The sequence below is a fragment of the Micromonospora sp. NBC_01392 genome (genome assembly GCF_045040125.1).
In the GTDB taxonomy this organism is placed as follows: Bacteria; Actinomycetota; Actinomycetes; order Mycobacteriales; family Micromonosporaceae; genus Micromonospora.
Genome location: NZ_CP109549.1, coordinates 5,733,074 through 5,755,682, shown reverse-complemented (window position 1 = coordinate 5,755,682; position 22,609 = coordinate 5,733,074). Strand labels below are relative to the sequence as shown.

At 75.2% G+C, this 22,609-nt stretch carries 19 protein-coding genes, 1 pseudogene and 1 riboswitch; of the genes and pseudogenes, 8 read left to right on the top strand and 12 right to left on the bottom strand.

Going from position 1 to position 22,609, the window contains the following annotated elements:
• Positions 1–166: 166 nt before the first annotated feature.
• From OG767_RS24760 to OG767_RS24745, 4 genes are read left to right on the top strand one after another with little or no spacing between them, the layout of a single operon-like run.
• Positions 167–1,903 (top strand): hypothetical protein, encoded by a 1,737-nt coding sequence (locus OG767_RS24760; RefSeq protein ID WP_405090727.1) that lies wholly within the window; start codon positions 167–169, stop codon positions 1,901–1,903.
• On the top strand, positions 1,900–3,366 hold the full coding sequence (locus OG767_RS24755; RefSeq protein ID WP_405090726.1) for an NADH-ubiquinone oxidoreductase-F iron-sulfur binding region domain-containing protein: 1,467 nt from the start codon (positions 1,900–1,902) through the stop codon (positions 3,364–3,366). Before OG767_RS24760 ends, OG767_RS24755 begins: the two co-directional genes overlap by 4 nt.
• Before the next feature lie 22 nt (positions 3,367–3,388).
• Positions 3,389–3,988 carry a TlpA family protein disulfide reductase gene (locus OG767_RS24750; protein ID WP_405090725.1) on the top strand — a complete coding sequence of 200 codons (600 nt, stop codon included), beginning with the start codon at positions 3,389–3,391 and terminating at the stop codon, positions 3,986–3,988.
• Complete coding sequence (locus tag OG767_RS24745; RefSeq protein ID WP_405090724.1) at positions 3,985–4,953, top strand: cytochrome c biogenesis CcdA family protein; 969 nt, start codon at positions 3,985–3,987, stop codon at positions 4,951–4,953. The genes OG767_RS24750 and OG767_RS24745 overlap by 4 nt, the downstream gene beginning before the upstream one ends.
• Here the strand turns inward: OG767_RS24745 and serS are convergent.
• The 5 genes from serS to OG767_RS24720 form a co-directional block, all read right to left on the bottom strand.
• Positions 4,937–6,223: a serine--tRNA ligase gene (serS, locus tag OG767_RS24740; protein WP_405090723.1), complete on the bottom strand. Its 1,287-nt coding sequence runs from the start codon at positions 6,221–6,223 to the stop codon at positions 4,937–4,939. The genes OG767_RS24745 and serS overlap by 17 nt on opposite strands.
• 120 nt (positions 6,224–6,343) lie before the next feature.
• A complete protein-coding gene (locus OG767_RS24735; RefSeq protein ID WP_405090722.1) occupies positions 6,344–7,435 on the bottom strand; it encodes a MerR family transcriptional regulator in 1,092 nt (363 codons plus the stop codon).
• A gap of 90 nt (positions 7,436–7,525) precedes the next feature.
• Positions 7,526–8,701: a saccharopine dehydrogenase family protein gene (locus OG767_RS24730; protein ID WP_405090721.1), complete on the bottom strand. Its 1,176-nt coding sequence runs from the start codon at positions 8,699–8,701 to the stop codon at positions 7,526–7,528.
• A gap of 29 nt (positions 8,702–8,730) precedes the next feature.
• Complete coding sequence (locus tag OG767_RS24725) at positions 8,731–9,867, bottom strand: zinc-binding dehydrogenase (protein WP_405090720.1); 1,137 nt, start codon at positions 9,865–9,867, stop codon at positions 8,731–8,733.
• Entirely contained in the window at positions 9,864–10,310 is a 447-nt protein-coding gene (locus OG767_RS24720; RefSeq protein WP_405090719.1) for a hypothetical protein, read from the bottom strand. The genes OG767_RS24725 and OG767_RS24720 overlap by 4 nt, the downstream gene beginning before the upstream one ends.
• A 162-nt stretch (positions 10,311–10,472) precedes the next feature.
• On the opposite strand from OG767_RS24720, the gene OG767_RS24715 reads away from it, so the two are divergent.
• A complete protein-coding gene (locus tag OG767_RS24715) occupies positions 10,473–13,190 on the top strand; it encodes a LuxR C-terminal-related transcriptional regulator (RefSeq protein ID WP_405090718.1) in 2,718 nt (905 codons plus the stop codon).
• Positions 13,191–13,210: 20 nt separating this feature from the next.
• On the opposite strand, the gene OG767_RS24710 is transcribed toward OG767_RS24715, so the two are convergent.
• The 3 genes and pseudogenes from OG767_RS24710 to OG767_RS24700 form a co-directional block, all read right to left on the bottom strand.
• Positions 13,211–13,762, bottom strand: coding sequence for a DsbA family protein (locus OG767_RS24710; RefSeq protein WP_405090717.1), 552 nt, complete (start codon positions 13,760–13,762; stop codon positions 13,211–13,213).
• Positions 13,759–14,256: a redoxin domain-containing protein gene (locus OG767_RS24705; protein ID WP_405090716.1), complete on the bottom strand. Its 498-nt coding sequence runs from the start codon at positions 14,254–14,256 to the stop codon at positions 13,759–13,761. Before OG767_RS24705 ends, OG767_RS24710 begins: the two co-directional genes overlap by 4 nt.
• A gap of 62 nt (positions 14,257–14,318) precedes the next feature.
• A pseudogene (locus tag OG767_RS24700) lies at positions 14,319–14,768 on the bottom strand (BON domain-containing protein); the annotation flags it as partial.
• A gap of 259 nt (positions 14,769–15,027) precedes the next feature.
• On the opposite strand from OG767_RS24700, the gene OG767_RS24695 reads away from it, so the two are divergent.
• Positions 15,028–17,784, top strand: a complete 2,757-nt coding sequence (locus OG767_RS24695) for a cellulose binding domain-containing protein (protein WP_405090715.1) — start codon at positions 15,028–15,030, stop codon at positions 17,782–17,784.
• Positions 17,785–17,941: 157 nt separating this feature from the next.
• On the opposite strand, the gene OG767_RS24690 is transcribed toward OG767_RS24695, so the two are convergent.
• Positions 17,942–18,346 carry a hypothetical protein gene (locus OG767_RS24690; protein ID WP_405090714.1) on the bottom strand — a complete coding sequence of 135 codons (405 nt, stop codon included), beginning with the start codon at positions 18,344–18,346 and terminating at the stop codon, positions 17,942–17,944.
• Between the two features lie 440 nt (positions 18,347–18,786).
• Between OG767_RS24690 and OG767_RS24685 the strand changes: the two genes are divergently transcribed.
• Together OG767_RS24685 and OG767_RS24680 are read left to right on the top strand one after the other, a co-directional pair.
• Positions 18,787–19,146, top strand: a complete 360-nt coding sequence (locus OG767_RS24685; RefSeq protein ID WP_396755514.1) for an STAS domain-containing protein — start codon at positions 18,787–18,789, stop codon at positions 19,144–19,146.
• A gap of 62 nt (positions 19,147–19,208) precedes the next feature.
• Positions 19,209–19,721 (top strand): SRPBCC family protein, encoded by a 513-nt coding sequence (locus OG767_RS24680; RefSeq protein ID WP_405090713.1) that lies wholly within the window; start codon positions 19,209–19,211, stop codon positions 19,719–19,721.
• Here OG767_RS24680 and OG767_RS24675 read toward each other — a convergent pair.
• The 3 genes from OG767_RS24675 to OG767_RS24665 all read right to left on the bottom strand — a co-directional run bounded on the left by OG767_RS24675 (position 19,615) and on the right by OG767_RS24665 (position 22,532).
• A complete protein-coding gene (locus tag OG767_RS24675) occupies positions 19,615–20,175 on the bottom strand; it encodes a hypothetical protein (RefSeq protein ID WP_405090712.1) in 561 nt (186 codons plus the stop codon). The genes OG767_RS24680 and OG767_RS24675 overlap by 107 nt on opposite strands.
• 79 nt (positions 20,176–20,254) lie before the next feature.
• On the bottom strand, positions 20,255–21,340 hold the full coding sequence (locus tag OG767_RS24670) for a coiled-coil domain-containing protein (RefSeq protein WP_405090711.1): 1,086 nt from the start codon (positions 21,338–21,340) through the stop codon (positions 20,255–20,257).
• Between the two features lie 4 nt (positions 21,341–21,344).
• Positions 21,345–21,475: riboswitch (cyclic di-AMP (ydaO/yuaA leader) on the bottom strand.
• 142 nt (positions 21,476–21,617) lie between these two features.
• On the bottom strand, positions 21,618–22,532 hold the full coding sequence (locus tag OG767_RS24665) for a cation diffusion facilitator family transporter (protein WP_405090710.1): 915 nt from the start codon (positions 22,530–22,532) through the stop codon (positions 21,618–21,620).
• Between the last annotated feature and the right edge of the window lie 77 nt (positions 22,533–22,609).

The window sequence follows — 22,609 nt, the reverse complement described above, 5'->3', positions numbered from 1 at the left end:
CATCCGTCGTTGCGTGCACCGCTACACGCGCGTCCGACCGGGACGGTTCGAGGAACCGGTCGAGAAATTCGCCACCGGAGGTGATCCGTCCGGGCCGTCGCTCCGTACCTGAGGTGGGAGCAGGGTCGGCCGGTGGGGGCGCCGCCGCGAGACGATCGAGGAGCAGATGGCCCGGGCACAGCAGAACGAGAAGGCGACGACCGTCCGGACCACCACCAGCAGCCGTGGTGTCCGGACCGTGTCGAAGTCCGCGATGGTGGCACTCACCGCCTCCGCACTCGGCCTCGCGTGGGCGGGTGTGGAGCTGGCCGGCGCCGGCGGCGCCGTGTACGCGTACGGATTCTTCTTCACCGAGTTCTTCGCCGGGGTGGTCACCCTGGTCTCGCTCAGCCTCACCGTGATGCTGGGGCTGCTCGCCACCGACCGGCTGGTGCTGCTCATCCGGCACCGGGTGCTGCTCCAGTCCGCGCACCGCGCCACCGGCGTGCTCGGCGTGGTCGGGCTGGTCTTCCACGTCATCACCAAGATCGCGATCGGCCGGGCCGGGCCGACCGACGCGGTGGTGCCGTTCCTCGGCGGCAGCGGCCTCTACGTCGGGCTGGGCACCGTCGCCGCGCTGCTCATGGTGGGCGTGCTCTGGACCGGGCTGATCCGGGTCCGGTTCGCCGGCGTCGGTCCCAAGTGGTTCTGGCGCGCGCTGCACTCGATGGCGTACGTGTCCTGGCCGTTCGCGCTGTTCCACGGCCTGAACGCCGGCCGGGCCGCGAAGAGCTGGGTGGTGCTCAGCTATCTCGCCTGCGTGCTGCTCGTGGTGATGGCGCTGCTGGTGCGCCTCTCCGTCCACCTCGGCAAGCGCAGCCGCGAACAGCACCAGGCCGCCGCCCTGAACAAGGCGATGGCCGGCAAGAGCGAGGAACGTACCGGCGTGTTCGCGGCGCTGGCCCGCAAGAAGACCGCGGACAAGGACGAGAGCGCCACCGGCCGGGGTCGGGGCGGGCGCTGGGCCGAGGCCACCGCCACCTGGACCGCGCCCGCCGGCACCGCCCGGCAGCGGGACCCCGAGCGGTTCGCCGTACCGGTGGTGCCGGAGCCCGGATCGCTGCGGGAGCCGGTCCGTGCCGCCGCCGCCCGGCGGCGCGCCGAGGAGCCGGCCGAGCCGGCGCGGCGCGCCCGCACGCAGGAGGTCCCGGCCGCCCGGCGGTCCACCCGGAGCCGGGACACCGAGCGGGTGACCACCTCCACCCGGGTCCGCGACACCGAACGCGAACCGGTGCGCCGGAGCCGGGACGAGGAGCTGGAGCCGGTCGCCGGCCGGCGCGACGGGGAACGGTCCCGTCGGCGCCGCCGGGACACCGAGGAGCGGGTCAGCCGCCGGTCCCGGGTCGACGAGGAGGTCGCCTCCCAGTACTCCGCGCCGCCGGAGAACGGCGGCCGGCACTCCGCGCCGCCGGACACCGGGGGTCGGCACTCCGCCCCGCCGGACAGCAGCCGGTACGCCACCCCCGCCGAGGTGGCCCGCTACTCGGCCCCGCCGCGCCCGAGCGACGAGGCCGAGGAGCCGTGGGACAGTCCGCGCCGCTGGGCGAGCGAGCCGATCTCGGCCGGCCCGGTCTCGGCCGGCCCGATCTCCGGCACCCCGCTCTCGGCGGAGCCGCGCAGCGGGACCGGGCGACGCTACCGGGACGAGGAGGACGTGCCGGAGGAGCCCGACTACTGGCGTCCGCCGGCCCGATACACCGCCGAGGACGACGCGTTCGTCGACGACACCCCCACGCTTGTCGACCTCGCCTCCCGCCGGGCGATGCGGGCCACCAAGGACAGCCGCCCCAGCCGCCGGCGCAAGGCCGACGCGGACGCGGTCGACGGGGCGTACTGGGCCGGGCTGCGGGGTGAGGCCCGGTGAAGCGGACGGCCATCCCCCCGGTCGCCTGCGTCGGGGAGCCCCGGCTCACCGCCGGGTTCGCCGAGTTCGGCCGGCTCGACCTGCTCGCCCACGAGGAGGTGCACGGCCCGATCGGCCCGATGGAGCCGGCCGCGCTGCTCCGGCTCGCCGAGGCGATCGACCTCAAGGGCAAGGGCGGGGCGGGCTTCCCGTTCGCCCGCAAGATGCGCGCCGTGCTGGAGTCCGCCGAACGGCAGGACCTCGCCACCGTGGTGGTGGTCAACGCCACCGAGGGCGAGCCGGCGAGCTGGAAGGACAAGGTGCTGCTCACCCGGGCCCCGCACCTCGTCCTGGACGGCGCCGCGCTCGCCGCGTTCGCGCTGGACGCCGAGGAGATCGTGATCGGGGTGTCCGACGACGACGTGGGCCGGCCCTCACTGACCGAGGCGTTGCAGGAACGGCGGATGCCGGTGCCGACCACCATCGTGACCGTGCCGCACCGGTTCATCTCCGGCGAGGGCGGCGCGCTCGTCAACGGCATCAACGGGCTGCCGCACATCCCACCCGGCACCAAGAAACGGTCAAGCGACTCCGGCGTCAACGGGCTGCCCACCCTGCTCTCCAACGCCGAGACGTACGCCCAGCTCGCGGTCGCCGCCCGGATCGGCCCGTACGAGTACGCGGCGCTCGGCACCGACGACGAGCCGGGCACCGTGCTGCTCACCGTCACCGGGTCGGCGAAGCGACCAGCCGTGGTGGAGTGTGCCGCCGGCACCCCGCTGCGCGAGATCCTCGACCTGTGCGAGGTGCCCCCCGGGCCGGGCATCCTGATGGGCGGCTACCACGGCAAGTGGATCACCGCCGAGGCGGCGGAGCGGGCCGAGGTCTCCCGCAAGGGGTTGGCCGCGGTCGGCGGCACGCTCGGCGCCGGCATCATCGTGCCGCTCGGCACCGACACCTGCCCGCTCGGCGAGGCCGCCCAGGTGGTCCGCTACCTGGCCGGGGAGTCCGCCGGCCAGTGCGGCCCGTGCAAGATGGGCCTGCCCGACCTGGCCCGCTCCGTCGACCTCGCGGTCTCCGGCAGCGCGCCGATCGAGCTGGTCCGGGCCGCGGCCGGCGACGTGAAGGGACGCGGCGCGTGCAGCCACCCGGACGGCACCGCCCGGTTCGCGCTGTCCGCCATGGAGGTGTTCGCCGACGACCTGCGGCTGCACGCCACCGGGGAGGGCTGCGGCAAACGCGTCAAGGGCACCATGGGCCTGCCCGGCGCGCCCGACGGCAACCCGCAGAAACTCACCCTGGACTGGTCCCGCTGCGACGGGCACGGGCTCTGCGCGCACGTGGTGCCGGACTTCATCCGGCTCGACGGCAACGGCTACCCGGCCTTCCCGCCCACCCCGGTGCCGACCTGGCTGCGCGAGGGCGCGCTCAAGGCGGTCAAGGTCTGCCCCGAACTCGCGCTCCGGCTGGTCAAGGCCGAGTAGCCGTCCCGCCCAGGAGGCGCCGATGCCACCCCGTACCGCCCGCCGTCTCGGCGTCGCCGCCGTGCTGGCCGCCACGCTCGCCGGCACGGCCGCCTGCGCGGTCGGCCCCGAGCGGGCCACGCCGGCCGGCGCGGCGCCCGCCGGGTCCGCCGCCGCCCCGACCGCGTCCGCCCCGACCCCGTCCGCCGGTGCGCCGTCGACGCCGCCGGCCCGGGTGCCGCAGACGCTGGCGTTCACCGCGAAGACGCTCGACGGTACGACATTCTCCGCCGCCGCCCTCGCCGGGCGGCCGGTCGTGCTGTGGTTCTGGGCCCCCTGGTGCGCGACCTGCGCCAGCCAGGCATGGACGGTCGCCGAGATCGCCCCGACCTACCGGGACACCGTGCCGATCGTCGGCGTCGCCGGCCTCGGCCAGCAACGGGCCATGACGGACTTCGTCACCGAGTTCGACCTGGCCGGCACGCCGCAGCTCGACGACCGCGCCGGCACGCTGTGGCGCCGGTTCAAGGTGACCGAGCAGAGCACGTTCGTCATCGTCGACCGGAACGGCACGGTGGTCCACCAGGGCTTCCTCGACGGCGAGGCGCTGACCCGGCAGGTCGAGACGCTGGCCCGGGGATGACCGGCGCGCTGCTGCTCGCGCTGACCGCCGGCATGCTCGGCGCGGTCAACCCGTGCGGCTTCGCGATGCTGCCCGCGTACCTGTCGGTGCTGGTGGCCGGCCCCGGCGACGGGCGCGGCGCGGTCGGCCGCGCGCTCACCGCGACGGCCGGGCTGACGCTCGGGTACGCGGCCGTCTTCGGCGCGTTCGGGCTGGCCGTGGCACCGGCGGCGGACTGGCTGCGCCCCCGGCTGCCCTGGCTGACCGTGACGCTCGGCGTGCTGCTGGCGCTGGCCGGCCTGTGGCTGCTCGCCGGCCGGCGGCTGCCCACGCCCCGCCCGTGGCGCACCGCGCCCCGGCTCATCCGCACCTGGCCGTCCATGGCGCTGTTCGGCGCGGCGTACGCGCTCACGTCGCTGACCTGCGCGATCGCGCCGTTCCTGGCGATCGTGGTGACCAGCCTGCGGGCCGGCTCGCCGCTGCGCGGGCTGGCGCTCTTCGGCGCGTACGCGCTCGGAATGGCGTTGGTGGTCGGCGTGGCCGCGCTCGCCGTGGCGCTGCTGCGCGGGCGGGTGGTGGCCGGGCTGCGCGGCGCCGGCGCGTGGGTGTCCCGGCTGAGCGGCCTGGTGCTGCTGGTCGCCGGCGGCTACGTCGCCTGGTACGGCTGGTACGAGGTGCGGCTGGCCCTGGGCCGCCACGACGCGTTCGGCGACCCGGTGGTGACCGCCGCCGCCCGGCTCCAGCAGACCCTGGTGAGCACACTGAACACCGCCGGCCCCGCCCCCCTGGCCGCCCTCTCCCTCACCCTGCTCGCGCTCGGGTTGCTGGTAAGGCGGGGCCCCCTGTTAACGCCTCCGGTAGAGGCGGGGGCCCCGCTTGACAGCGAGGCCCCCGCGAGCAGCGCGAGCGGCGTGGCCCCCGCGAGCGGCGTGGCCGCAGCGAGCAGCGACGCCGCGGCGCGGGAGGCGGTCAGCGGGTCGGGGTGAGGCGGTCGGTGCCGAGCTTGTCGCGCAGCACCTCGGGGACCACCACCGAGCCGTCGGGCTGCTGGCACTGCTCCAGGATGGCCGGGAACAGCCGGCTGGTGGCAAGCGCCGACCCGTTGAGCGTGTGCACGAAGCGGGTCTGCTTGCCGCCCGGCTCCCGGTAGCGGATGGCCGCGCGGCGGGCCTGGTAGTCGCCGGCCCAGGAGACCGACGACACCTCCTTGTACTTCCCGGTGCTCGGCATCCACACCTCGATGTCGAGCGTCTTCTTCATCGAGGCGCTGGCGTCGCCGGCGGCGAGCAGGCTGGTCTGGAAGTGCAGGCCGAGCTGCCCGACCAGCCCCTCGACGTGACCCACCATCGCCTGGAGCGCGGCGTCGGCCTGCTCCGGCAGCGTGAACTGGAAGATCTCCACCTTGTTGAACTGGTGGCCGCGCACCGTGCCGCGCTCGTCGGAGTGCGAGCCGGCCGCCTCGCGCCGGTAGCACGGCGTGTAGGCGAACGCCTTCAGCGGCAGCTTCGGCGTCTCCAGGATCTCGTCCTGGTAGGCGCCGAGGATCGCCGTCTCCGCGGTGGGCAGCAGGAACTGGCCACGCGGGGCGGACTGCTTGTCCATGCGGTAGACGTCGTCGTAGAACTTCGGGAACTGCCCGGACGCGAAGCCGGCGGTGTCCAGCAGCAGGTGCGGCGGCAGCAGGAACTCGTAGCCGGCTTCGATGTTGCGCTCGATCAGCCAGTTGACAAGCGCCCACTCCAACCGGGCGCCCACGCCGGTGTACATCCAGAAGCCGGAGCCGCCCAGTTTCACGCCCCGCTCGTGGTCGACCAGACCCAGCGCGCGGCTCAGCTCCACGTGGTCGCGCACCTGCTCGATGGCCGGCGCCTCGCCGAACGTCCGCACCACCCGGTTGGCCTCCTTGCCACCGGCGACCACGTCGTCGGCGGGCAGGTTGGGCAGCTCGCTCATCGCCGAGCGCAGCCGGGACTGCACGTCGTCGAGCTGGGACTCCAGCTCCGCGAGCTGCTTGCGCTCGGCCTCCGGCGCGGCGGGCTGCGGCGTGGCGCCGGAACGCTTCGCCTCCGCGTACGCGCGCGCCTCGGCCTTGCGGCGCTGCCGCTCGGCATCGATCTCCGTGATCAGGGCGCGCCGCTCCTGGTCGAGTCGCTGGATGTCGTCCAGCGCCCGGGTGACCTCGGCGGGATCCAGACGCTTCGCCAGCGCGGTCGCCACCGCCTCGCGATCCTTCCGGATCAACTCCATGTCGAGCATGCTGCTCGTACGCCTTTCGTCCGGGCCGTCAGGTGGAACCCACAGATGCTACCGTCGCGGCCTCGCTGGCCCGGCCCGGGCTCTCCCGCCCGGACCGGCCCGCCGTGCGCGACGAAGCGGTCAGAGGCGCACCGGCATGAGGACCGAGAACGCGTGCGCGTCGTCCGCCCGGCGCACCGCCAGCGGGGTGATCGGGCCGTCCAGCTCCAGCACGAGCTGGCTGCCGCCGGCGTCCAGCGCGTCGAGCAGGTACTCCCGGTTCAACCCGACCCGCAACCCACCGTCCGGGTCCCCGACGGCGGCCGGGTCGACCAGCCGCAGCTCGCCCCCCTGGTCCAGGCCGAGCGCGACCACCGGGTGCGCGACACCGTCGTGCGTCTGGTGGCACACCCGCACGTCGTCGGCGGTGAGCGCCGCGCGCAGCGCCGCGCCGTCCACCGGGATCCGGTACGCGGGCGCGACCCCGAGCCGCGCGCCCAGCAGCCGGCGGTGGTCCGGGAAGTCGTACGGCAGCGGGGCGGTGGCCAGCGTGCGCCCGGCCACCGCGACCGTGACCCGGTCCGCGGCGACGACCACCTCCGCGCTCACCCCGTCGCCGTCGAGCAGCGCGCGCAGCTCGTCGACCGCCGCCACCGGCACCAGCGCGCGCACCGGCGGGCCGTCGACGGTGGCGTCGACCCGGGCCACCGCCAGCCGGTGCCGGTCGGTGGCGACCAGGTGTACGCCGGCCGCCTCGACCTCCAGCAGCACGCCGGACAGGACCGGCAGGTCCGGGTCGGCGCCGACGGCGAAGCGTACGGCGTCCACGGCAGCGGCGAGGTCGGTGCGGGACAGCACGAGTCGGGTGGTCACGGTGGTCTCCTCCGGGTCGATCAGGCTACGGATCCGGGAGAGTTCGCGGCGCGCGTCGGCGAGGCCGTCCTCCAGCCGGCGCAGGTGCGCGTCCAGCAGGCGGTGCACCTCGGTCGGGTGACGCCGGTGCCGCAGCGCCTCGGCGATGCCGGCCAGCGGCATGCCCACCCGGCGCAGGCCGGCGACCAGGCGGGCCGGGCCGACCTGGTCGTCGGCGTACCAGCGGTAGCCGGTCACCGGGTCCACCCGGGCCGGCGTCAGCACGCCGGTGCGGTCGTAGAACCGCAACGCGCTGACCGTCAACCCGCTGGCCCGGGCCAGCTCACCGATGCTGCGAAGCTTGCTCTCCACGGCCGCCATCCTGTGCCCTGCACCAGGTCGAGGGTCAACGCCCCGGGTTGTTAAGAGGGGGCCCCGCCTCTACCGAAAGCGTTAACAGGGGGCCCGGCCTTACGCCTTCAGCGTGCGGAATGTGATGCCGGCGCGGATCAGGCGGTCCAGCAGCGCGTCGCCCATCGCGGCGACCGGGGTGAGCTGGCCGGCGGTGTCCGGCAGCTCGTCGAAGGCCAGGCAGAGCGCCGACTCGGCGAGCATCTTGGCGGTCTCGTCGTAGCCGGGGTCGCCGCCGGCCACCTCGGTCACCACCCGCCGGCCGCCACCGGCGCCCACGAACCGCACCCGGAACCAGGACTTCGCCCGCTGCGCGGCGCTCGGCCCCTGACCGGAGGCGAGCCGGCCGAGCAGCCAGCGCCGGGTCGGCGGCACCTTCACCAGCCCGACCACGCCGGCCAGGCCCACGCCGGCGACCAGCACGGTGGGCAGCCGCTTCAGCGCGGCGAAGTGCCGGTACCGGAAGTCCGGGCCGTACTCGGGGCGGGCCGCCGCCGACCGCCGGACGATCTGCGGGTCGATGGTGGGCAGCGGCACCGCCCACTGGCCGAACTCGCGGACCCGCCCGACCCGGCCGGGCACCGCCCGCACCCGCCGCCCGTCCGGCCGGGGCTCGACCGCCCGCCGGGCCTTCGCCGCCCGGCTCGTCTCGCCGGTACGGGAGAACGCGGTCAGCGCCGAGTGGTACGTCCCGGCGGAGAACCGGCCGCCGGCGCGCACGTAGCCGTCCACCGTGATCGGCCCGTCCGTGGGGAGCTGCTTGACGGTGTACCAGACGCCGAGGTCGTGCGGGATCGAGTCGAAGCCGCACGCGTGCACCAGGCGTGCCCCGGTGCGCACCGCCTCGGCGTGGTGCCGCACGTACATCAGGTCGACGAACTCCGGCTCCCCGGTGATGTCCAGGTAGTCGGTGCCGGCGGCGGCACACGCGGCCACCAGCGGCTCGCCGTGGTGCACGTACGGGCCGACGGTGGAGGCGACCACCCGGGCGCTGTCCGCCACGGCACGCAGCGACGCCGCGTCGGTGACGTCGGCGGTGAGCAGGGGCAGTTCGGCCAGGCCGCTGTCGATGGCGGCCAGCCGGTCGCGGACGGCCGCCAGCTTGGCCGGGTTGCGGCCGGCGAGCGCCCAGCGCAGCCGGTCCGGCGCGTGCCGGGCCAGGTACTCGGCGGTGAGGCCGCCGGTGAAGCCGGTGGCGCCGAACAGGACGAGGTCGTACGCGCGGTCTTCGGGCATCCGCCGAGTGTGCCACCCGCCGGCCGGACTCACGGCGTGAAGACCGCCCGGACGCAGCCGTCCGCCCGGTCCCGGAACAACGCGTACCCCTCGGCGGCCCGGTCCAGCGGCAGCCGGTGGGTGGCGAGGTGTTCGGTGACCAACTCGTCCCGGGCCATCCGGTCCAGCAGCGCCGGGATGGCGTCCGGGCCGACCCGGGCGCCGCCGCGTACCGCCAGCCCCTTCTCGGTGACCGCGCCGAGCGGGAACCGGTCCACGAACGTCGCCCCGCCGGCGAGCACCACCACCGTGCCGCCCTTGCGGCAGGCGTGCACCGCCTCGCGCAGCGCCACCCCGGCGTCCGGTCCGCCGGCCGGCCAGCGGGTCGGACCGGTCGGCGGGCCGGCCGCGTCGACGCACACGTCCGGCCCCCGGCCGCCGCTGCGTTCCCGCAGCTCGGCGATGACGTCGACGGACCGGTGGTCGAGTGGCTCGGCGCCGGTGTGCCGGGCGGCCATCCGCAGCCGGTCGGCGTGCTCGTCCACCACGATCACCCGGGCCGCGCCGCGGGCCACGGCCGCCGCCGCGGTGAGCTGTCCCACCGCGCCCGCGCCCCAGACCGCCACCACGTCCCCGGGGGCGACACCGGCCAGCTCGACGCCGTGCCAGCCGGCCGGCGCGGCGTCCGCGGCGAAGACCGCCCGGTCGTCGTCGACCCCGTCCGGTACGGCGAACGCGCCCACGTCGGCGTAGGGCACCCGGACGAACTCGGCGTGGCCGCCGGCGAAACCACCGAGGCGGGCCGGCCGGCCGTAGCACCCGGCGGGCGGCGCCCCCCACTCCGGCTCGGTGGCCACGTCGCTGGTCCCGTTGTCGCAGCAGGCCAGCAGCCCCTGCCGGCAGAACCAGCAGGCCCCGCAGGCGATCGCCGCGCCGACCACCACCCGGTCCGCGACCCGGTGCCGGCGTACCTCCGGACCGACCTCGACCACCTCGCCGACGAACTCGTGCCCGAGCACCTCGCCGGTGGCCGCCTCGGGCACCCGGCCGGCCAGCAGCGGCAGGTCACCGCCGTAGGTGGCGCTGCGCCGCACCCGGACGATCATGTCCTGGGCGTTGCGCAGCTCCGGGTCGGGGACCTGGCGCACGGCGAGCGCGTCCGTGCCCTCCCAGCACAGGGCCCTCACCCGGTCGCCTCCGATCCGGGTCGGCGGGGCCGCCGCGCCGCCGGGCGGTCCAGCGGCGAGCGGTCCGCCCGCAGCACCTCCCCGGTCTCCAGGAGCTGCCGGGTCTGCCGGAGCACCTGCCGCAGGTACCGGCCGGGGTCGTCGCCGACCAGGTGCGCGGCGAACCCGGCCAGCGCCGGTGTCCCGCCCAGCGGGCGGACCGCCAGTTCGGTGCCGCGCCCGCCGGGCGCCGGGCGGGCCCAGACCTCCACCGCGCCGTCGAGCCGGCGCAGCGGCTCGGGCCACCGCCCGCCCGGGAGCACCTGTTCGGGCCGTCCGGTCACGGTCACCACCTGCCAGCGCCCGGGCCGGGCCCCGGTCGCGGCCCGCCGTCGGTGGACGAGTGCCAGTGCGCCGGCCGCCAGGTCGCGTACGCCGTCGGCCAGCCGTCCGGTCCGGGTCACAGGCCCTCCCCGAGGTCGCGGTCACCCGGGCGGCCGGCGGTGCGCGGCCGGCCGTCCGCGTGTCCCCAGCGTGGCGGCGACCCGGGTGACGCGGGTTCGCCCGGAAGGGGTGAACCGGCGCGGTCCGGGTAACCGCCCCCCGCACCGACGGGGGAGGGACGTATGCCGGAGCAGGTCGACCGGGTCCGCTTCGCCGCCGCGCCGACCGTGGCCGGTGGCCCGCCGTTGCTGGCGTCGCGGCTGGCGCCGCCCGCGCCGCCCGAGCCGCTGCTGCGGCGTCCCCGGCTGCTGGACCGGCTGGAGCGGGGCGCGGCGGGACCGGTCACCTTGCTTCTCGCGCCGGCCGGGTGGGGCAAGACGACGCTGCTGTCCGGTTGGGCGCGGGCGGAACGGGCGGGTCCGGCGCCGGTCTGGGTCTCCGTGGCGGAGGGCGACACCACCGAGCGGCTGTGGGCGTACCTGGCCGCGGCGTTGCGCACCGCCGTCGCCGGTGACCCGGGGGCGGACCCGCCGGTCCCGGTGGACCCGCCCCGGCCGGCGCAGCTCGAAGCGCTCGCCGCCGCACTGGCCGCCCGCGAGCACCCGGTGCTGCTGGTCCTGGACGACCTGCACCGGGTGACCGACGCGCAGGCGTTGGCCGGGCTGGAGTTCCTGCTCCGGCACGGCGACGGGCGGCTCCGGCTGGTGGCCGGCGCGCGCCGTGAACCGCCGCTGGCCCTGCACCGGTGGCGGTTGGCCGGTGAACTGACCGTGCTCGGACCGGACGAGCTGGCGTTCACCGCCGACGAGGTGGCCGACCTGCTGGTCGCGTACGGCGTGCCGGTGCCGGCCGAGGCGGTGCCCAAGCTCGCCGAGCGGACCGCCGGTTGGCCGGCCGGGCTGCGCCTGGCCACCCTGGCGTTGGGCGCCGACCCGGCGCGGGCCGTGGCGCACGTCGCCGGCGATCAGCCGGACATCGCCGCGTACCTGCGGGACGAGGTGCTCGCGCCGCTGGACCCGGCGGCGTGTGACGTGCTGCGCCGGAGCGCGGTGGCGGTCGCGGTCCGCGCCGACCTGGCCGCCGCGGTGACCGGGCGGGCCGACGCCGGACGCCTGCTGGCCGAGGCGGCCCGGGAGGGCGGCTTCGTCCAGCAGGACGGGGGCAGTCCGCCCTGGTACCGACCGCACCCGCTGCTGGCCGATCTGCTCCGCGACGAGCTGGCCCGGCTGCCCGTCGGCGAGCTGGGCGAACTGCACCGGCGGGCGGCCGGCTGGTTCGCCGCGCACGACCGGCCGGCCGAGGCGCTGCGGCACGCGCTGGCGGCCGGCGAGTGGGTGGACGCCACCGAGCTGCTGGTCACCCGCTGGCCGGAACTGGCCCCGGACGAGCCGGCCCGGCCCGTTCCGCCGGCGCCGCCCGAGCCCCCGGCCGAGGCGGTACGCCGGGACCCGGAGCTGGCGTTGGCCGCGGCGGCCGAACGGGCGTACGCCGGGGATCCGGCCGCCGCCGACGCGCTGCTGCGGCGCGCGGTCGGGCACGCGACGGACCTGCCGGCACCGCGCCGCGACCGGTTCCGCCGGCTGGCCACCGCGGTCGAGCTGAGCCTGGCCCGGCTCGCCGGGGACCACGCGGAGGTACGCCGCGCCGCCGATCGCCTGCTCGCCACCGCCCCGCACGACGGCCCCGCCGGCCCGGACCTCGCCGACGTCGGGGCGGCTCCCGGTGCCCGTGCCCTCGACATCGACGACGTGCGGGCGGTGGCCGGGGCCGCGCACGGGCTGGTCGCGCTCGCCGAGGGGGACCTGCGGGAGGCGGGCGGGCGGTTCTCCGCGGCGCTCGTCGCGGCGCGTCGGGCCGGCCGGCCCCGCGTCGAGCTGCTCTGCGCCAGCCGGTCGGCGCTGCTGGAAGCGGCCCGGGGCGCGCTGCGTACCGCCGAGGAGCGCGCCCGGGCGACCCTGTCGATGCCGCCCTGCCAGGGCTGGTCGTCGCGGCTGGACTGCGGCTACGCGTACCTGGCGTTGGCGTTGGTGGCCTGGCACCGGGACCGGCCGGCGGAGGCGGCGGCGCAGCTCGCGCTCGCCGGTCCGGCCGGCGCGGAGCCGGGCGGGGCGACGCTGGCGGCGCTCTGCCGGGCCGGGCTGCTGGCCGACGGCGGGGAGCCGGCCGCCGCGTTGCACACGCTCGCCGCGGCCCGGTCGGTCGCGCCGGGGCCCGAGCTGGGCGCGTGGCTCACCGCCGGCGAGGCCCAGCTCCGCGCCGCGGTGGGCGACCCGGGCGGGGCCCGCGCGCTGCTGGACGCGACCGGCGACGACTCCACCGATCCGGCGCTCGCGCTGGTCTCGGCCCGGCTGTGGCTGCGGGCCGGCGACGCCCGGGCGGCCGAGCGGGCGCTGCCGGACTGGACCGGGCCGGGCGCGGAGGGCTGGCCGCTGCCGGTCCGGCTGGGCGCGGGGCTGCTGGACGCGGCGCTGGCCGGGGCGGCCGGCGACGATCGGCGGGCCGGGCGGCTGCTGGAGGAGACGCTGGCGTTGGCCGAGCCGGACGGCTGCCGGCGCGTGTTCACCCGGGCCGAGCCGGGGGTACGCGACCTGCTCGCCGCCCACCTGGACTCCGGCACCGCGTACTGGGCGACCGTCAGCGACCTGGTCCGGGGCGTGGACGCGTCCGGGGCCGACGGGGCACCGGACGGGCCGGCGCGGGCGTTGGACGAGCCGCTCACCGAACGGGAGCTGACCATCCTGCGGTATCTCCAGAGCATCCTGACCAACGTGGAGATCGCCGCCGAGCTGTCGCTCTCGGTCAACACGGTGAAGACGCACGTGCGCAACGTCTACCGCAAGCTCGACGCGACCCGCCGGCGGGAGGCGGTGCGGCGGGCGCGCGAGCTGCGGTTGATCTGACCGGTCGCGGGCGGGGCCGGTCAGGTGGGCGCGACGGCGTCCACCACGGCCAGCAGCTCGGCCAGGTCGTAGCCGCCGTCGTGGCGGATGTCGTTGACGAAGAGCGTCGGCGTGCCGTTGACGCCGCTGCGGATACCGCCCACGAAGTCCTGCCGGACCCGGTCGGCGTGGGCCTGCCGGCCCACCTCCGCGCCGAGTTCGTCCGGCGGCAGCCCGATCTGTTCGACGCCGAGCGACAGGTGCACCGGGTCGAGCTGGTCCTGGTGCTCGTAGAGCCAGTCGTGCATCTCCCAGAACCGGCCCCGCGCGCCGGCCGCCTCGGCGGTCTCCGCCGCGTTCTCCGCGTACGGGTGGACGTTGGTGATGGGGAAGTGGCGGTACACCAACCGCACCACGTCGGCCCGTTGGCGCAGCACCTCGGCCAGGTTCGGGTAGGCGGCGCCGCAGAACCGGCACTGGAAGTCGCCGTACTCGACGACGGTGACCGGGGCGTCGGCCGGCCCGCGGACGTGGTCCCGGTCGCTGACCGGGACCCGCAGCCGGGCGGTGGTGACCTGCAACGGGGTGGTCATCGCGCGCTCACCCGCCGATCGGTGCCGAGCTGCTCCAGGGCGTCGAGGATGCCGTCCACGCCCGGGTTCACCTCGGGCGGGGAGAGGTGGCTCCAGGCCACCCGGCCGTCCGGATCGATCACCACGAGCGCCCGGTCCGACTGCCCGCGCGGGGCGTACGCGCCGTAGCGGCGGGACACCTCGCCCTTCGGTTCGAAGTCGGCGAGCAGCGGGAACCGGATGCCCCGGCTCTGCGCGAACGCCCGGTGCGAGTCGACGCTGTCCACCGAGATGCCCAGCAGCACCGCGTCGTACCGTTCCAGCTCGGGCAGCGCCGCCTGGTAGAGCGCCATCTGGTCACCGCACACCGGCGTCCAGTCGGCCGGGTAGAAGGCCAGCACGACCGGCCGGCCACGGAACTGCCCGGGGCCCACCTCCCGCGCGTCGGGCGACGCCGGCAGCGTGAACCCGGGCGCGGTCTGCCCGGGCGTGATCAGCCCGTTCGGATCACTCATACCGTCCACCCTGCCGGGCGTCCGGGTGAGCCGGGCTCACCCGGGCCGGGTGGTTCGGTTCACGGCCGCACCGTGATCCCGTTGCTCAGTCCGCGTACGCCGGTGAGCCGGGTGACCGACCGCTCGGCGGCCCGCCGCTGGTACTCCCACTCGACCTCGCCGTGCAGCGTGACCCAGCCGTCGGCGACGGTCACCCGCAGCGCCCCGACCGGCAGGAACGCGTCCCACTCCAACGCCCGGACGGCCGCGAGCGCGAGCCCCGCGTCGTCCCGGCCGGCGCCGGCGGGGACGGTCGGGACGGCGAGGTCGTCGGCGACCGCGCGGACCCGGGCGACCCGGTGCGTGGCCCGTTCGGCGGTCCACCGCGCGGCGGGGTCGTCCACCGCGCCGGTCAGCGTCACCACGCCGCCGTCGACGGTCACCCCGATCCCGTCGAGGCCCGCCCGGGCCAGTTCGTCGCGTACCGCGGACCGGATCTCCCGGTCGGTACGCGTCATCGTCCCGGTGGTCATCCGGTTCTCCTTCCGGTGGGTGGTCGACGCGCGGGGCGGTCCCCGCACCCTGCGATCCTGCGCGCGACCGGGTGATCCGACCCCACCCGGAACGGGTGATATGGGAGCGCTTCCATGGCGCGGTTGATCGGCGTACGCTGAGGGTCCCTCGGCTGCGGGAGCCAGTACGCCGACGGGGAGCCCGGGCAGCTCCCCTCCTCGAAGCGCCACCCCCTGCTCCCGTTCCCCGCCCCCAAGGGCAACCGAGAGGATCCGCCCCATGCGCAGAAAACTCGCCGGCCTGGCGGCCGTCGCGCTGGCCGCCACCGTGGCGACCGTCGTCGTGCCGCTCGTCGCCACCGGCGTACCCCCGGCCGCCGCCGCAGCCGCCGAGCCGTACACCTGGAAGAACGTCCGGATCGACGGCGGTGGCTTCGTCCCCGGCATCGTCTTCAACCCGACCGAGAAGAACCTGATCTACGCGCGGACCGACATCGGTGGCGCGTACCGCTGGGAGCAGGCCACCCGGTCGTGGACGCCGCTGCTGGACTGGGTCGGCGCGGACCGGTGGGGCTGGAACGGGGTGGTCAGCCTCGCCACCGACCCGGTGCAGACCAACCGGGTGTACGCGGCGGTCGGCATGTACACCAACGACTGGGACCCGAACCACGGGGCGATCCTGCGCTCGACCGACAAGGGCGCCACCTGGCAGGCCACCGAGCTGCCGTTCAAGAACGGCGGCAACATGCCCGGCCGGGGCATGGGGGAGCGGCTGGCGGTCGACCCGAACCGCAACAGCGTGCTCTACTACGGCGCCGAGGGCGGCAACGGCCTGTGGCGCAGCACCGACTACGGCGCGACCTGGGCCAAGGTCGCCAACTTCCCGAACGTGGGCAACTACCGGGCCGACCCGAACGACAGCAGCGGCTACCAGAGCCAGAACCAGGGCCTCACCTGGGTCAGCTTCGACAAGGGCACCGGCACGGCCGGCACCGCCACGAAGACCATCTACGTCGGCGTGGCGGACAAGCAGAACCCGGTCTACCGCAGCACCGACGCCGGCGCGACCTGGGAACGGATCCCCGGCCAGCCTACCGGCTACCTCGCGCACAAGGGCGTGGTCGACCCGGTCGGCGGCTTCCTCTACCTCGCCACCAGCGACACCGGCGGCCCGTACGACGGCGGCAAGGGCGACGTGTGGAAGTTCAACCGGGCCACCGGCGCGTGGACGCAGATCAGCCCGGTGCCGTCGTCGAGCGGCGACGCGTACTTCGGCTACTCCGGGCTGACCATCGACCGTCAGCACCCGAACACGCTGATGGTCGCCACCCAGGTCTCCTGGTGGCCGGACGCGATCTTCTGGCGCAGCACCGACGGCGGCGCGACCTGGACCCGGATCTGGGAGTTCACCAGCTATCCGAACCGGAGCAAGAAGTACACGATGGACGTCAGCTCGGTGCCGTGGCTGACGTTCGGCACCAACCCGGCGCCGCCGGAGGAGTCCCCGAAACTGGGCTGGATGAACGAGTCGTTGGAGATCGACCCGTTCGACAGTGACCGGATGATGTACGGCACCGGCGCGACGATCTACGGCACCACCGGCCTGACGAAGTGGGACACCGGCGGCACGTTCACCATCACGCCGATGGTGAAGGGGCTGGAGGAGACCGCCGTGCTCGACCTGGTCAGCCCGCCGTCGGGCGCGCCGCTGATCAGCGCTCTCGGCGACATCGGCGGCTTCCGTCACACCGACCTCGCGGCGGTGCCGCCGATGATGTTCACCCAGCCGGGCTTCACCAGCACCACCAGCCTCGACTACGCGGAGACCAAGCCGGCGGTCATGGTCCGGGCCGGTAACTTCACCGACGCCGACCGCCCCAACGACAGCCACGTGGCGTTCTCCACCGACGGCGGCGCGAACTGGTTCCAGGGCACCGAGCCCGGCGGGATCAACAACGGCGGCACGGTGGCCGCGTCCGCCGACGGCAGCCAGTTCGTCTGGTCGCCCGGCGACGCCGGCCAGCAGGTGGTCCGTTCGGTCGGCTTCGGCAACTCCTGGACCGCCGCCACCGGCATCCCGGCCAACGCCGTCGTCGAGTCCGACCGGGTCAACCCGAACAAGTTCTACGGTGTCAGCGCCGGGAAGTTCTACGTCAGCACCAACGGCGGGGCGGCGTTCACCGCCACCGCGGCGACCGGCCTGCCCACCACCGGCGTCAAGTTCAAGGCGCTACCAGGCGTCGAGGGCGACATCTGGCTGGCCGGCGAGGGTGGCCTCTGGCACTCCACCAACTCCGGCGCGAGCTTCACGAAGCTGACCGGCGTGTCCACGGCGGTGAACGTCGGCTTCGGCAAGGCGGCGCCCGGGAAGACGTACCCGGCGTTGTTCACCGTCGGCACGGTGGCCGGCACGCACGGGGTCCACCGTTCCGACGACGCGGGCGCGACCTGGGTCCGGATCAACGACGACCAGCACCAGTACGGCAACGCGGGCGAGGCGCTCACCGGCGACCCGCGCGTCTGGGGCCGGGTCTACCTGGGCACCAACGGCCGGGGCATCCTGGTCGCGGACCGCCTCGGCGGCACGCCCACGCCCACGCCGACGTCGGCGAGCCCCACCCCGACCGGCCCGTCGCCCACCCCGACGAGCCCGTCGCCGACGCCGACCGGTCCGACCCCGACGCCGACGGGCCCGTCACCGACGCCGACGTCACCGACCCCGACGCCGACCGGGCGCGGCTGCGCCGCCACCTACGCGGTGACGAACTCCTGGCCCGGCGGCTTCCAGGGCGAGGTGACGGTGCGCAACTCCGGCACCACGCCGATCGCCGGCTGGACGCTGACCTGGACCTATCCGGACGGTCAGCGGATCGCCCAGCTCTGGAGCGGGACGTACACGCAGACCGGCTCGGCGGTCACGGTGACCGACGCCGGCTGGAACGGCACCCTCGGCGTCGGCGCGACGACCACAGTCGGCTTCACCGGCACCGCCCCCAACGGCAACCGGACACCGACCGTCTCCTGCGCCGCGCGCTGACCGGTTCCGCGGGCGGCACCACGAGATGACCATGAGGTTGGCCGGACTGGAAAGCGCTCTTCCGCCCGTCAACCTCATGATCACCGGAGCCCGCTGACGCAACGGTGGCCGTCCCCCTCATCGGGGGGCGGCCACCGTTCGTCGTGTGCGGGTGCGGTCAGCTGTCCAGGCCGGCGGGGGAGTTGGGACGGTCGACGTCGACGAACTCGATCTCGTCGCCGGCACGCTCCCGGCTGCCGGCGGCGCGGGCGGCGGTGCCGGCGGCCCAGCCGATCGCCGCGCCGGCCAGGGCCGCCGCGATCAGCAGCGTCCACGGCAGCGCGGGCCGGCGGCCGGCGAGCGCCTCGAAGGCGAGGCCGGCCCGGCGGCGCGCCTCGTCGGCGGCGGAGCCGACCAGGTCGGTGGCCTCGTCGGCCAGGCCGGAGGAGCTGCGGCGCGCGACGCGGGTGGCGTCCCGCACGCTGTCACCGGCGGTGCCGACCGCGTCGAGCAGGTGCTGCCAGGCCTGGTCCGCGACCCGCTCGGGCTTGCTGCGGCGGTCCAACAGGCTGGATCCGATCATCGTTCTACCTCCTCGGGTGCCGAAGCCCGGCGGCCACGTCGGACTCCGGTGGTCATCCGGCGCGTCACGGTTCACTTCCGAGGGCAGTGCCCCGCCCGCTCCCGCGCCAAACCCCGCCCGCTCCGTCAGTCGAGCGGCGGGGAAACGGACGGGGTGGGCGGAATCACCCGTACGCGCCGGGGGCCGGGTGTCCCGGTGGGATGTGCGGGCCCGCTACCCTGGGTCGGCGGATCGGCCGACCCGGTCCGGTCGTTCGGCCGGTCACTGGTCCGCGTCGAAGGGGAAATCGGAACCCGGAGGTGCGGTTTGGGCTCGCCCAGGTGTGCCCAGTCCGCGAATTGCTCATCCCGGGGGGTGGCGACCGGGGCCGTTGGAGGAATACTCTCGGTCGCGGCCCGCGTACTGATGAGGCGCCCGTTGGGGCGAGTGGAGGTGCTCGCGTGAGCCTGTCGATCGTGAAATCGGTGCGTCCGGGTGGTGTCGTCCAGATCGCGCCCCGTGGGGAGATCGACGTCGACACCGCGTACGAGGTGCGGGAGGCGATCGCCGAGGTGCTGGCCAAGGCGCGTCCCGTTCGGATCGAGCTGAACATGCGGCTCGTCACGTTCATCGACTCGGTCGGCATCAGCGCCATGGTCGCCGGCTTCCAGACCTGCGAGGTCAGCGGCGTCAAGCTCGTGGTCACCGAGCCGAGCCGGTTCGTGCACCGGCAGCTCTGGGTGACCGGCCTGCTCGGTCTCTTCGGCGCGCCGGAGCCCTGGTTCGCCGACGACGCCCCCGAGGTGCTCCCCGGCGCCTGAGCGCCACCCGTCCGCACCGATCCTGCCTCCGGCCCCTCGCCGGCCGGGGGACCTTCGACCCGTTGCCAGGTCGGCCCCGGTACGGGACGATCGTCCGGACCCACGACGGCGAGGGGGACGGGTTGCAGAGCAGCGACAGCTTCAGCTACACCGTGCAGGCCCGGTGCAGCCGGGCGGACGCGGTGGCCCTGCTCGGCGACCTGAGCCGGCAGGGCGAGCTGCATCCGCTGATCGTGCGGGTCCGGCAGTTGCCGCCCCGGCCGGGCGCGCTGGCCAGCTTCGCGATCACCGACCGGCTGGAGCTCGGTCCGCTGCACTTTCCGGTCACCTACCAGGCGGACGTGCTGGTCGCCACCGAGGACGAGGTGGTCACCGTCGCCCGGCAGCAGCCGGCCACGACGGTGCGCAACCACACCCGGCTGCGCGACGAGCCCGACGGGGTGGTGCGGATCGACGTGGAGATCACGCTCACCGCGCCGGCGCCGCTGTTCGGTTACGCGTTCCGCCAGGCACGGGCCGCTCACCTGGGCCTCGCCGCCCGCCTCGGCGCGACGCTGGAGGGCCGGCCCGCCTGATCCGTCCCCATGGCTTCCAGACGGACAGCACGGTGACGATCAGCAGCAGCGTGGTGGAGACGGCCGGCGGCGCCACCAGGTCGACCCGCAGGTGCGCGTCGGCTGCCCCGGCGAGCGCGCCGAGGTGCCGGATTCGCGGGGTCAGCAGGAGCAGCACCAGGCCGAGCATGACGGTGGTGAGCGCGAACTTCACCAGCACCCACCGCCAGCGCAGCAGGCCCCACGGAGTGAGCAGCGCGCTGGCGGTGCCGATCAGCCAGACCGCCACGCTCAGCGGTGCGAACAGCCAGGTGACCAGCAGCGCCGCGGCCGGGTAGACCACCTCGGGATCGGCGCCCCGCAGCCCGGCGACGCCGAGCGCGAGCAGCGTCAGGTCGGTGCCGAGCCAGCCCAGCGAGGTGACCAGGTGCGCGGTGAGCAGCGCCTTGCGGCCGGCGGGGGAGAGTCGTCTCATGTCCCGATCGTCGTCCCGTCGCGCGGCCCACGTCGTGGGCCGCGCGACGACACCCGGTGTACGTCGTGGGGCGTAGTGCTCAGTAGACCGACAGGTGCACGTGGTTGGTGTGGTCGCTGGACGGGTCGCCGTTGCCCCCGCTGTACGACTTCCAGCCGCTGCTGGGTAGCCAGATCTGCTTGAACCAGATCACGTAGAGCACGGCGAGCGGGTCGGCGTTGCGCACGAAGTACGCGGCCAGGTTGTTGCCGTACGTCCGGTCGCCGCCGCTGGCCACGCCGCCGAAGCCGCTCTTCTGGGCCGCGAAGTCGCAGGCCCGGCCCTTCGGGTGCTCGCCGGAGCCGCTGGGTCGGTGGCAGGAGACGTACCGGGTGAAGCCGGCGGCCTTCGCCTGTTGCAGCGCGTGCAGCGTACGCGGGGTGATGCAGCCGCTGGCCGGCGTCGGATCGTTGACGCTGCACGACTCGGCCGGCCAGGAGCCGTCGGAGTTGCGCTTGGCCGGCTTCGCGTTCGCGGTGGAGGTGCCCCGGATCCCGCTGCCGCTGCTGCCGCTGCCGCTGCTGGCGGAGGGCCGGTTGTTGGCCTCCTCCAGCGCCTGCTCGGCCTGCTCCTTGCGCTTGGCCATCACCGTGACCTGCTTGCGTTGTTCCCGGACCTCGCCGTCGAGCGCGGTACGGGTGCGGATCGCCTCGTCGCGGGTGGTGATCAGCTCGCGCAGCGTCCGGTCCTCGTGCGCGGCGACCGTCTCCAGGGCGGCGGCCCGGTCCATGAAGCCTTCCGGGCTGGTGCTGCCGAGCAGCGCCGCGGCGGTGCCCATCCGGCCGGTGCGGTACGCCACCTCGGCGATCTCACCGACCTTGGCGTTGCGCTCGGTCAGTTCCGCGTCGATCGTCACGAGTCGTTCGTTGAGCTGCTTCTGCCGGGTCACCGACCGGTTCAGCGCGGCCTTGGCCTCCAGCCAGCCCTTGCTGGCGGCGTCGAGCTTGGCGCGCAGCGCCGGCGTGCCACCCTCGTCGTCGTCGCCGGGCGCGGCGGCGAGCCGGCCGGTCGGGGGCGTCGCCGAGGCGGGGGAGACCGGTGCCGTCACGAGGCCGAGGGTCAGCATCGCGACGAGTAGGGCCGCCATCCGGGCGGCCGTCCGTCGTACAGGTGCCACTGGGGGCATTCACGTGTCCTTCCGTCAACCGCCGACCGGGTTAGCTGACGGGTTCGGGACGGAAGATCCCTACCGCTGACGCGGATGCACCCCACGTACGTGGTTCCCCGGCTCGCCCTGCGGGCGATTAGGCGACGGCCGATCCGTCGGCGCCGGATGACGCCTGCGGGTCGGCCGCGACCGAGCCTACCGGCGTTGCCCGGAGCCGGCTCCGCCACCCGGAGTCGGATACCGGGCAAAACCGGCATAAGCTAACAATAACCACTTGGATTTAAGTCTGTCCTAACTACCAGCCGGTCGGGCCGCAGGCACCGGTGGACGCTCCGGGTTCGATCTGCAACGTCGCGTGATCGATCGAGAAGTCCTCGTGCAGCGCGGCCCGGGCGGCGGCCAGCACGGTGGCGACCTCGGCGCCCGGATCGGTGGTCAGGTGCGCCGAGGCCACCTCCATGCCGGAGGTGAGCGTCCAGACGTGCAGGTCGTGCACCTCGGCCACGCCGGGCACGGCGGTCAGCCGGTCGTGCACCGCGGTCACCTGGAGGTGTTCCGGCGCGGCCTGCACCAGGATGCGCACCGCGGCCCGGCCGAGCCGCCAGGTGCGCGGCAGGATGAACAGGCCGATCGCCACCGCGACCAGCGGGTCGGCCCACCACCAGTCGGTGACCGTGATGACCAGCGCGGCGCCGATCACGCCGAGCGAGCCGAGCAGGTCGCCCAGCACCTCCAGGTACGCGCCGCGCAGGTTGATGCTCTCCTGGGCGCCGGAGCGCAGCAGCGCGAACGCGGCGACGTTGGCGAGCAGGCCGAGCACGGCCACCACCAGCATCGGTCCGGCGAGCACCTCCGGCGGCTCGCCGAACCGGCGTACCGCCTCGATCAGGACGTAGACCGCGACGGCGCCGAGCAGCACCGCGTTGGCCAGCGCGGCGAGCACCTCCAGCCGGTAGAGCCCGAACGTGCGTTGCGGGTCGGTCCGGGCGCGCCGGGTGGCGGTGATCGCCGCGAGCGCCATGCCGATGCCGAGCACGTCGGTGAACATGTGGCCGGCGTCGGAGAGCAGCGCGAGCGAACCGGTCGTGACGGCGGCCACCGCCTCGACCACCATCAGCACGGCGAGCAGCACGAACGCCGCCCAGAGCCGGCCGGAGTGCCGGTGCGCCGCGTTGGCCACCGCACCGCTGTGGTCATGACCTGCGCCCACGCACACACCCTCCCGCCCCGGGTCCCGGACGAGCCCAATCTATGCTCACATCGCTATGTGTGCAAGTAACTGTGGCG